Genomic DNA, 9,778 nt, shown 5'->3' on the forward strand with positions numbered 1-9,778 from the left:
TGTGATACCGCCAGCTTATAGAGCGCACATTAATAAAGTCCGTTAATTACTTGATCACACTGTTAGCAACTCAGTTAAAAACAGGTTTAAAACAATTAATAATTACCGCACTTAAAAACCAGAACAAGTTCCAAACAAATGGCACTGCTGCAACTGCAACAGTGCCGGGGGTTATTACCAGAAACGCTGTTGAGTCAAACGTGCCCAGAGTGAATCAACCACCTTTTCAGCCGACGTGCTGGCCGCCAGCCCCACTCGCTCCTGCAAGCTTTTACGCTGGGCATAGTGCAGGTGATAAAGCTGGGCATCCCTGGCCCGCTCGGACAGGTACTCGTCGCTGGTCTTGAGCTCATCGACCAGTTGCATGTCGACCGCGGCAACACCCAACCAGACTTCGCCGGTGGCCACTTCATCGATTGCCAGTTGCGGACGATACTTGGCCACAAAGTTCTTGAACAACTGATGGGTAATGTCCAGGTCCTGCTGGAACTTCTCGCGGCCTTTTTCGGTGTTTTCACCAAACACCGTCAGCGTGCGCTTGTACTCGCCTGCCGTCAGCACTTCGTAGTCGATGTCGTGCTTTTTCAACAGACGGTTGACGTTGGGTAACTGCGCAACGACGCCAATGGAGCCGAGAATCGCAAACGGTGCGCTGATAATTTTCTGCCCGATGCACGCCATCATATAACCGCCACTGGCGGCGACTTTATCGATGCAGACAGTCAGCGGGATGCCTGCCTGGCGAATACGCGCCAGTTGCGACGATGCCAGGCCATAGCTGTGCACCATGCCGCCACCGCTTTCCAGGCGCACGACCACTTCATCAGTCGGCTTTGCGAGGGTCAGCAACGCAGTGATTTCGTGACGCAGGCTTTCAGTGGCAGAAGCCTTGATGTCACCGACAAAGTCCAGAACAAAGACCCGAGGTTTGTCATCCGGCTGTTTTTTCTGCTTTTTGTCCGCTTTACCGGTCTGCTTGTGCAGTGCCTTGAGCTGGCTCTTGGACAACAACGACTGCTCAAGACGCTCACGCAGGCCTTTGTAAAAGTCATTGAGCTTGATCACCTGTAATTGCCCCGTGGCCCGGCGCCCCTTGCCACGCAATGCCGCAAGGGTCACGAGGACCACCACTATGGCAACCACCAGGGTCACGGTCTTGGCCAGAAAACTGGCGTACTCGGCAAGAAATTCCACAGCCTCTCCTTAAAACGTCTGCAGCCCTCGGGTCAGGGCTGCGCAATGGCAACCAGCATACCGGCGCCAACCGGGGCCTGCCAGCCGTGAAACGCCTCGCATTCAGTCTCAGGAGGAATTCAAACAAGCGTATGTTTTTTCATTGACAGCCACTTGCCATCCTCCTAACCTCGCCTGACTTTCAGCGGACCGGAATGACGCGGACGTGGGCAGCATCTATTTGATACGACATGGCCAGGCCTCCTTCGGTGCAGACGACTACGACGTGCTGTCACCCCTGGGCGTGCTGCAGGCACAAATTGCCGGTCGGCATCTGGCCGACCTGGGCCTGCGCTTTGACCGTTGCCTGTCAGGCGACCTGTCACGCCAGCAGGACACCGCGCGCCATGCCCTGGCACAGATCAATGCAGCCGGGCTGCCCATCCCTGAACTTGAAACCGACGCCTCATTCAACGAATTCGATGCATTCGCCATACTCGAAGCCCTGCTTCCCGGCTTGCTGCCAGAGGAGCCTGAGGCGCTGGCGATCATGAGCGATGCCGCGTGCAACCCGGCCGAGTTCCAGCGCATCTTTGAACGGATCATCGACCGCTGGCTCAGCGGTAGCTGGGACACCCCCGGTCTGGAAACCTGGATGGGGTTTGTCGAGCGGGTTCAAGCGGGGCTCAACCGCATTCTTGAACTTGCCAAAAGCCAGCAGAACATTGTCGTGTTCACGTCTGCCGGCACCATTACCGCCCTGATCCACAGCCTGACCCGCATTGCGCCCACCGATGCTTTCAAGCTCGGCTGGCAAATTGTCAATACCTCGCTCAGCCAGCTCAAGTTCCATGGCAACGAGGCAACCCTGGCTTCCTTCAACAGTCATGTGCATTTGCAACTGTTGAAGACGCCGTCACTCATCACCTATCGATGAGCGTCGGCAACCGCGGCCCTCGGGCCGCTGTAAACCACCCTATATAAGGATCGAACCATGACTTCTGTAGCTGATGCCGTTCAAGCAATGAAAGCCAAATTCAACCCAGCCGCTGCTGCAGGCCTGGACCTGGTATTTGGTTTTCGCATTGATGAAGACAAACACTTCTCGCTGATCGTCAAAGACAGCACCTGTGAACTGAAGGAAGGCGAAAACCCGGACGCCCAGGTCACTCTGGTCATGGACGGCGAAACCCTGGAAGGCATCGTCAGCGGCGAAACCGACGGCATGCAAGCTTTCATGGGCGGCAAGCTGCGCGCTGAAGGCGACATGATGCTGGCCATGAAGCTGAGCGAACTGTTCCCGGCCTAAGCCACCGGCAACACCCAGAACCGAAGCCCACGCGCTTCGGTTTTTTTTGTCCTGTGCTTCACTCAGGCAATGGTTATCAAGGGAGCTGATCCCCCATTAACACCCGTGCCTATTAAGGCTGCGCCTGCCCTGGTTGCCCATTAAATTAACGAATGTTGTCAGGCCACAAATATAAGCAGAAGAGATAAACATGGCGCTTACCGACTCGTCCACCCGCATCCGCCCTGGCGAAGAACTCGACGCCAACCGCATTGATCCTTACCTCAAGGCCCAGATCCCGGACCTTGAGGGGACACCCACGATCAGCCAGTTCCCCGGCGGTGCTTCCAACCTGACCTACCTGATTGACTACCCGGGCAAAGAGCTGGTGCTGCGCCGCCCGCCCTTTGGGCACAAAGCCAAGTCTGCCCACGACATGGGCCGCGAGTTTCGCATCCTTATTCAGCTCAAGGACGCCTTCCCCTACTGCCCCAAGGCCTATGCCCATTGCACCGACGAAAACCTGATCGGCTCCGAGTTCTATGTCATGGAGCGGGTCAAGGGCATCATCCTGCGCTCTGATCTGCCCCAGGAACTGGCATTGGATGCCGACGCCACCCGAACACTGTGCAAGCGTTTTATCGACACGCTGGTCGAATTGCATCGCGTTGATTACAACGCCTGTGGCCTGGGTGATCTGGGTAAGCCCCAGGGCTACGTGCAACGTCAGATCAGCGGCTGGAGCGAGCGCTACGAAAAAGCCCTGACCCCCGATGCGCCGCGCTGGGAGGCGGTCAAGGACTGGTTGCAGACCAACATGCCAGCCGATCACCCGACCCCAGGCATCATCCACAACGACTACCGCTTCGATAACGTGATCCTCGATCCCGCCGACCCGATGCAGATCATCGGCGTGCTGGACTGGGAACTGACCACCCTGGGTGATCCGCTGATGGACCTGGGCAACACCCTCGCCTACTGGATTGAAGCCGACGACCCGGCCCCGATCCAACAAATGCGGCGCCAGCCGAGCAACGCCCCCGGTATGTTGACCCGCCGCGAGTTCGTTGATTACTACGCTGAGCGCTCGGGAATCGAGATCGACAACTACGATTTCTACTACACCTACGGCCTGTTCCGTCTGGCGGGTATCGTCCAGCAGATCTACTACCGCTACTTCCACGGCCAGACCCGGGACAAACGTTTCGCGCAATTCGTACAGATGAACGCCCTGCTTGAGCACATGAGCCTCAACGTCATTGGCCGCTCCAGCCTCTAAGCCCGAGATCACAAGGAATCAGCATGTCCAGGACTCAACTGTTCGACCTTGATGGAAAAATCGCTTTTGTTTCCGGTGCCAGCCGCGGTATCGGCGAGGCCATTGCCCGGCTGCTGGCCCAGCAAGGTGCCCACGTCATTGTCTCCAGCCGCAAACTCGAAGGCTGCCAGCCTGTAGCCGACGGAATCATCGCCGATGGCGGCAAGGCAACAGCCATTGCCTGCCATATCGGCGAAATGGAACACATCACCCGCACCTTTGCGCGCATCCGCGAAGATTTTGGGCGCATCGATATCCTGGTCAACAACGCCGCCACCAACCCGCAGTTCTGCCACGTACTGGACACCGACCCGGTGGCCTTCCAGAAAACCGTCGACGTGAACATTCGGGGTTATTTCTTCATGTCGGTCGAGGCCGGCAAGCTGATGCGCGAGCACGGCGGTGGCAGCATCATCAACGTGGCCTCGATCAACGGCGTCACACCGGGTGAGTTCCAGGGGGTGTACTCGATGACCAAGGCCGCGGTGATCAACATGACCAAAGTGTTTGCCAAGGAATGTGCCGCCTACGGTATCCGCTGCAACGCACTGCTGCCGGGCCTGACCGACACCAAATTTGCTTCGGCACTGGTCAGCAATGACGCCATCCTCAAGTCAGTCCTGCAACATATCCCGCTCAAACGCGTTGCCGCCCCCAGTGAAATGGCCGGTGCAGTGCTGTACCTGGCCAGCGATGCCTCGAGCTACACCACCGGGGTTTCGCTGAATGTGGATGGCGGGTTTCTGTCCTGACCCCTGTGGGAGCCGGCTTGCTCGCGATGGCATCCACCCAGCTTGCCTGCCAGAACGCAGCGCCTGCATCGCAGGCAAGCCAGGCTCCCACAGGTTGTGTCACTCAACGCTGATACCGGTCGCCCAATCCCTTATGACGCATGTTTACCGCCATCAGGCAGCGCTCCGCCTCTTGCACCATCTCGTCGATCAGGTCCTGGCAGCTTTTCAGATCGCCAATCGCCGCCGCTACTTGCCCGCACGGCAGAATCCCTTCATCCGGTACGCCATCCACCATCGAGCGCTGCAGCAGTACCGGCTGGTTGGCCGCCATCACGGTTTGCGACAGGGCACCGGGGTCTTCCTTCACCGACTGGACGAACACGCCAAGCATATGCCCCAGGCTCATGCCGGTCTGTTGCTTCCAGTGCCAGGCACTGCCCAGGGCAATTCGAAGACGGCCAAAGGCGCTGGCCTTTTCCAGACGATTGATGAACGCGTTCTCGATCATCCGGTGGCGCATGCCGTCCACCGCGGTGGTGACGCGGATACGTTGGGGATCGGCGACTTTTACATAGCGCTCCAGGGTGGCAAGGGGCGTGGGCGATTCCTGGGTCATCAGGAAGCGCGTGCCCATTGCAATCCCGGCCGCACCGCTGGCCAGGGCGCCTGCCAGTCCGCGCCCGGTGGAGTAGCCACCCGCCGCAATCACCGGTACCCGCACCGCATCCAGCACTTGCGGCAGCAAAATGGTGCTCGGCACGCCTCCGGTATGCCCGCCGCCTTCGCCGCCCTGCACGGTGATCATGTCCGCGCCCAATTCAACGGCTTTGATCGCGTGCTTGAGCGCGCCCACGGTCGGGATACACAGCACCCCGGCCTTTTTGAAACGGTCGATGGTCTGGCGGTCCGGACCACGCCCATAACTGACAGCGCGCAAGCGGTACTCAATGGCCAGGTCCACGCACTGCGCGGCGTTTTCCTGGAACATATGGAAATTGAGACCGAAGTTACTGCCCCCGGTGGCCTCGATCACCCGCTTGATTTCAGCCTCCAGCTGATCCGCAGCAAGGGTCGCACCCGCCAAAAACCCGAAGGCTCCGGCCCGGGTACTGGCGATCACCAGATTGGCGTCTGCCACCCAGCCCATCGCGGTTTGCACGATGGGGTAGCGACAGCCCAACCCATCGGTCAACGCCGTTTTCAGGTACTCGCTCATCGACCCTCTCCCGCAGCCGTCTTGTTCGCTTCGATCATGGCCTTGGCGTCGTAGCCCCCAAGCTTGTCACCCGACAGCAACTCGTTATGACTATGGGCAAAGTGATGCCAGGCAAACACCGCATCCATCGCCGTGCGCTTGCCTTGCAAATCTTCAACGTGATTGATCGCCTGCTTGGTCAGCGCCAGGCCCATGCGCGGCTGCCTGGCAATCGCCGCTGCCAGCGCATAGGTGCCCGTTTCCAGTGCTTCGCGGGCAAAGAGGCGATTGACCATGCCCATCTGATAGGCACGCTCGGCGCTCATGCGATCCCCGGTGAACAAAAATTCCTTGGCTATTCGCGGATTGAGTTCGTAGGGATGGGCAAAATACTCCACCCCCGGAATGCCCATGCGCACCACCGGATCCTGAAAGAAGGCATCGTCACTGGCCACGATCAAATCGCAGACCCACGCCAGCATCAAACCACCGGCAATGCACGCACCCTGGACCATGGCGATGGTCGGCTTGGGCAATTCGCGCCAGCGCCGACACATGCCCAGGTACACCTCCTGCTCCCGGGCATACAGGTACTCGCCACCCGGTTTGTTGGTGTGATCCCACCACAGGCTGGCGCGGTCGAACTGTTTGTTGATATCGCGCCCGGGGGTGCCGATGTCATGCCCCGCCGAGAAGTGCTTGCCATTGCCGCGCAGCACGATGACCTTCACCGCGTCGTCATTCACGGCGCGGCGAAAGGCATCGTCCAGGGCATAGGTCATCTGCGAGTTTTGCGCATTGTTCACGGTGGGCCGGTTCATGGTCAGCGTGGCAATACCATCGGCCACTCCATAAAGCACCGGCTCTTCGGTTTCATACACAGCGGTATCAGCCCGCTGTACAAATTCGCTGTCGCGGCTCATGTGAGTTCCTTGCCTTCAGGCCTGACGAATGCCGGGCGGATTGCCCTTGAGCGCGGCTGCGCGATAGTCATGGGGGTCCAGGCGGCGGATCAGGGCCAGTTGCTCCGTCGTGGGCGCCACGGTTTGCTTGATATCGGCGGCCTTGAGCAGCGGGAAACCGGTTTTTTCCTGCACTTCTTCAAAGCTCACACCCGGGTGCAGGGAGCGCACCTGCACGGCGCGATCCGGTCCGCCGAAGTCCATCACGCACAGATCGGTCACGATCAGGCGAATGTCCATCAGGTCGCGGCGCATGCCCTCTTCCCAGCGTTCAGGCTTGAAGCCGACACCCGAGACCATGTCCACTTCACCCGACACAAATGCCCGGGTGTTATGGGCCGGAACAAAAAACGAGTTGATATGGTTGATGCTGTTGCCCGGCAAGCCGCGCACCCCCAGCATCGCCACCTTGGGCTTCTGATAGTCGCCAATGCACGACAGGTTGGTCTGGCCCCAGCGATCGATCTGGGTCGGGCCGATCATGGCGTGGCGGCGTCCGCCCCATACGCATTCGAACACCCGCTCAAACGACAGGTAGCCCGAGTAGCGCGGTACATAATCACCACGCGGCCCCAGCGGGATAGGCTCTTCCAGCAGGAATGCCTCGCTGTCGGTCATCAACAGTTCAGGGCTGTGGGTCAGTTTGGCCAGGCTCGCCCCCAGGCGCGGAATCACGCCCAGGCCCGAAGCAATCACTTCGCCGTTGCCACGCCAGGCTTCACAGGCAGCCACGATCAACAATTCAGCCAGGGTAAATTCGTTAGTAGCAGTCATGTCCAAGCTCCTTAAAACACGGGCAGCGGCAAAGCGCTCAATCGATCGACACCGCCATTGCTGGCCTGATAGGCACTTTCGCCCGGGGTCACAAACTCGGCTACATAGCCTTCCCAGCCACCTTCCTCGGCGGCACTGGCGCTGTAGCGTTTCAAATGGCTCATGTCCCAGCCGTAATCGGACGGGCACGACGTCGGGTGCGCACCAAAGGGTGCATGCACCACACCGCTGACCAGATAGCGTTCGAAGGTATTGAAGCGGGCCAGGGCAGCATCCAGGCTCAAGCGCTGCTCAATCCGCTCGCACGACACAAAGCACTGCTTGGCGGCACGGGCGAACAGATGGTCGAAATACGGATCGGGACCGGTGACCAGGGTATTGCCCAGGCGGTCGGCAACGTTGACATGCAAGAAGGCGATGTCCAGATTCAGCGCCGGCATCGCCAGCAGCACCTCACCATCGTCATACGGCGACTGCACCTGTTTGATCTCGGGGTTCAGGCGGCTGACATCGGTGGCCAGACCGCATCGGGTCGGCAAAAACGGCAAGCGCATGCCGGCGGCGCGCAGGCCCCATTGCAGCATGCCCTCGTCCAGCTCCATCAGCTCCAGCTCACCGGCCTCGCGAGCCTTGCGAAAATAGGCTTCGAGGGGGATCGCATCGAGGGTGGCAAAGCCGAAAACCAGTTTCTTGACCTTACCGGCAGCGCAGAGCATGCCGACTTCCGGGCCGCCATAGGCCACCACGGTCAGGTCCTTGACGTCCGAGCGCAGGATCTCGCGCACAATCGCCATGGGTTTGCGTCGTGGCCCCCAGCCGCCAAAGCCGATGGTCATGCCGTCACGCAATTGGCCGACCACGTCTGCCGCTGTCATTTGCTTGTTCATCTAGTGCTCCTTACTGCTGCTGGCCGACGGAAAAGTCATGGCCCCACAGACTGACCCGGGTGAATTCAAAAGCGCTGTGTTCCTGCCAATCCACCAGCAAGCCCCCATAGCCGTATTCCAGGTCAAAACCTGAAGGGGTCTTCATGTAAAACGACGTCATGCGGTCGTTCAGATGCTGGCCAAGGGTGGCCGACAGCTGCACGTCGTGGGCCAGATGCCGGTCGTGGGCGCGGCCCACTTCGGTCATGGACTCGACCTCGACCATCACATGCACGCAGCCTGATGGCACCGGGTATTCGGCCAGGGCCAGGCTGTGGTGGCGGCTGTTTTTGCAATGCAGAAAGTGAATGCGAATCGGCGGTGCCGAAGGGTCGGGGCGAAAATTGAAAATATCCGACAACTCAAAGCCCAGCACATCCTTGGCAAACGCCAGGGTGGCGTCGAAATTCGGCGCGGGCAGCACCGTGTGCCCCAGGCCCATGTCGCCGGTGATAAAGCCCGGCACGCCTTGAGGCGAGACAAAGGGTTGGCAATCTGAGCGATGGCCCCAGCTCAATTCGTGGCGATTGCCCGAAGGGTCGGTCACGTGCAGCAGCGCTTGTACCCCGCGCTGATCACACTGCTCGACCGTACCGTGGCGCCAGCTCACGTCGGCCTGATCCAGTACCTGGATGGCCGCATTGAATGCCTTTTCGCTGGCCAGTTCCCAACCGGAGGCCAGATAGCGCGACTCGCCGCCAGGCACGATCAGCATGCGAAACGGACGCTCATCCATTTTCACGTACATGCCGCCGCCGGGGGCTTCGCTGACCATCATCCCGAGCACGTCCTCGGCGTAACGCTGCCATTGAACGGGATCTGCAGACTCTGCAACGAAGTAGCTCAAACCACGAATGTCGATCATGTGCCTGCTCCTCAATGCCTGTATTTATTGGCTGAGGGCAGTATGGGAAGGAAGGGGGCGGGGCTCATCGTCCGTTGAGACTAAAGCGTGTCACCACCGAAATGCTGTAGATACTCTGTTGCCAGCCGGACTGTTTAAAGAAATGAGCTTCGCTAAAAAGGTCGGCCTGTAGGCCGCCTCGGCGGGAAGTTGATCTTGTTTTTGCAGTGGTTTTTGATCTACCCGCCCCTCGGGAGGCCGAGAGGAGGTTCTGCGTAGTGGGTCGACCGGCATGGATGCCGGGAGAGCCGTGTTGGGCCATGGATGGCCCGTCACGGCGTGCCCACGGAGCGGGACCGGAACGAGGGACACCTGAGCGAAGCGAGGGCCGTACGCTGGGGCAAGGCCTTTTTGGGTACTTTTGTGGCTGTTTGACAAATCGGCATAGGGGACGGCCATCTGGCCGCGCCCCTGCCACACCACCCGGCATGCGGGTCCGCACCGGGCGGTTCGAGAAGTTGAGGTCAGCAGAGTCGAGGTAGACCCAACCGGTCGGACCACGCC

General features: G+C 59.6%; 10 protein-coding genes. 4 read left to right on the forward strand and 6 right to left on the reverse strand.

Going from position 1 to position 9,778, the window contains the following annotated elements; translation table 11 throughout:
- Positions 1-174: 174 nt before the first annotated feature.
- Positions 175-1,194 carry a protease SohB gene (gene sohB / locus AC19YQ_RS16215; RefSeq protein WP_133076881.1) on the reverse strand — a complete coding sequence of 340 codons (1,020 nt, stop codon included), beginning with the start codon at positions 1,192-1,194 and terminating at the stop codon, positions 175-177.
- A 205-nt stretch (positions 1,195-1,399) separates the two neighbouring features.
- On the opposite strand from sohB, the gene AC19YQ_RS16220 reads away from it, so the two are divergent.
- The 4 genes from AC19YQ_RS16220 to AC19YQ_RS16235 all read left to right on the forward strand — a co-directional run bounded on the left by AC19YQ_RS16220 (position 1,400) and on the right by AC19YQ_RS16235 (position 4,531).
- On the forward strand, positions 1,400-2,110 hold the full coding sequence (locus AC19YQ_RS16220) for a histidine phosphatase family protein (protein WP_133076882.1): 711 nt from the start codon (positions 1,400-1,402) through the stop codon (positions 2,108-2,110).
- Between the two features lie 57 nt (positions 2,111-2,167).
- Entirely contained in the window at positions 2,168-2,482 is a 315-nt protein-coding gene (locus AC19YQ_RS16225) for an SCP2 sterol-binding domain-containing protein (RefSeq protein WP_095000408.1), read from the forward strand.
- Positions 2,483-2,672: 190 nt separating this feature from the next.
- Entirely contained in the window at positions 2,673-3,740 is a 1,068-nt protein-coding gene (locus AC19YQ_RS16230) for a phosphotransferase family protein (RefSeq protein ID WP_133076883.1), read from the forward strand.
- Positions 3,741-3,763: 23 nt separating this feature from the next.
- Entirely contained in the window at positions 3,764-4,531 is a 768-nt protein-coding gene (locus AC19YQ_RS16235) for an SDR family oxidoreductase (RefSeq protein WP_326397961.1), read from the forward strand.
- Between the two features lie 103 nt (positions 4,532-4,634).
- On the opposite strand, the gene AC19YQ_RS16240 is transcribed toward AC19YQ_RS16235, so the two are convergent.
- From AC19YQ_RS16240 to AC19YQ_RS16260, 5 genes are read right to left on the reverse strand one after another with little or no spacing between them, the layout of a single operon-like run.
- Positions 4,635-5,729 (reverse strand): NAD(P)H-dependent flavin oxidoreductase, encoded by a 1,095-nt coding sequence (locus tag AC19YQ_RS16240; RefSeq protein WP_133076884.1) that lies wholly within the window; start codon positions 5,727-5,729, stop codon positions 4,635-4,637.
- Positions 5,726-6,631: an enoyl-CoA hydratase gene (locus tag AC19YQ_RS16245; protein ID WP_133076885.1), complete on the reverse strand. Its 906-nt coding sequence runs from the start codon at positions 6,629-6,631 to the stop codon at positions 5,726-5,728. The genes AC19YQ_RS16240 and AC19YQ_RS16245 overlap by 4 nt, the downstream gene beginning before the upstream one ends.
- A 15-nt stretch (positions 6,632-6,646) precedes the next feature.
- Entirely contained in the window at positions 6,647-7,444 is a 798-nt protein-coding gene (locus AC19YQ_RS16250; protein ID WP_500595491.1) for a CoA-transferase subunit beta, read from the reverse strand.
- Positions 7,445-7,455: 11 nt separating this feature from the next.
- Entirely contained in the window at positions 7,456-8,331 is an 876-nt protein-coding gene (locus tag AC19YQ_RS16255; protein ID WP_133076887.1) for a CoA transferase subunit A, read from the reverse strand.
- Positions 8,332-8,341: 10 nt separating this feature from the next.
- Complete coding sequence (locus AC19YQ_RS16260) at positions 8,342-9,235, reverse strand: VOC family protein (RefSeq protein ID WP_133076888.1); 894 nt, start codon at positions 9,233-9,235, stop codon at positions 8,342-8,344.
- Between the last annotated feature and the right edge of the window lie 543 nt (positions 9,236-9,778).

Source organism: Pseudomonas sp. MF06569 (genome assembly GCF_059862735.1).

What these genes read in the sequence shown, in the direction of transcription:
- AC19YQ_RS16245 (WP_133076885.1), bottom strand. Translation starts at nt 6,631, where the DNA reads ATGAGCCGCGACAGCGAATTTGTACAGCGGGCTGATACCGCTGTGTAT.
- AC19YQ_RS16230 (WP_133076883.1), top strand. Translation starts at nt 2,673, where the DNA reads ATGGCGCTTACCGACTCGTCCACCCGCATCCGCCCTGGCGAAGAACTC.
- AC19YQ_RS16225 (WP_095000408.1), top strand. Translation starts at nt 2,168, where the DNA reads ATGACTTCTGTAGCTGATGCCGTTCAAGCAATGAAAGCCAAATTCAAC.
- AC19YQ_RS16240 (WP_133076884.1), bottom strand. Translation starts at nt 5,729, where the DNA reads ATGAGCGAGTACCTGAAAACGGCGTTGACCGATGGGTTGGGCTGTCGC.
- AC19YQ_RS16235 (WP_326397961.1), top strand. Translation starts at nt 3,764, where the DNA reads ATGTCCAGGACTCAACTGTTCGACCTTGATGGAAAAATCGCTTTTGTT.
- AC19YQ_RS16260 (WP_133076888.1), bottom strand. Translation starts at nt 9,235, where the DNA reads ATGATCGACATTCGTGGTTTGAGCTACTTCGTTGCAGAGTCTGCAGAT.
- AC19YQ_RS16255 (WP_133076887.1), bottom strand. Translation starts at nt 8,331, where the DNA reads ATGAACAAGCAAATGACAGCGGCAGACGTGGTCGGCCAATTGCGTGAC.
- AC19YQ_RS16250 (WP_500595491.1), bottom strand. Translation starts at nt 7,444, where the DNA reads ATGACTGCTACTAACGAATTTACCCTGGCTGAATTGTTGATCGTGGCT.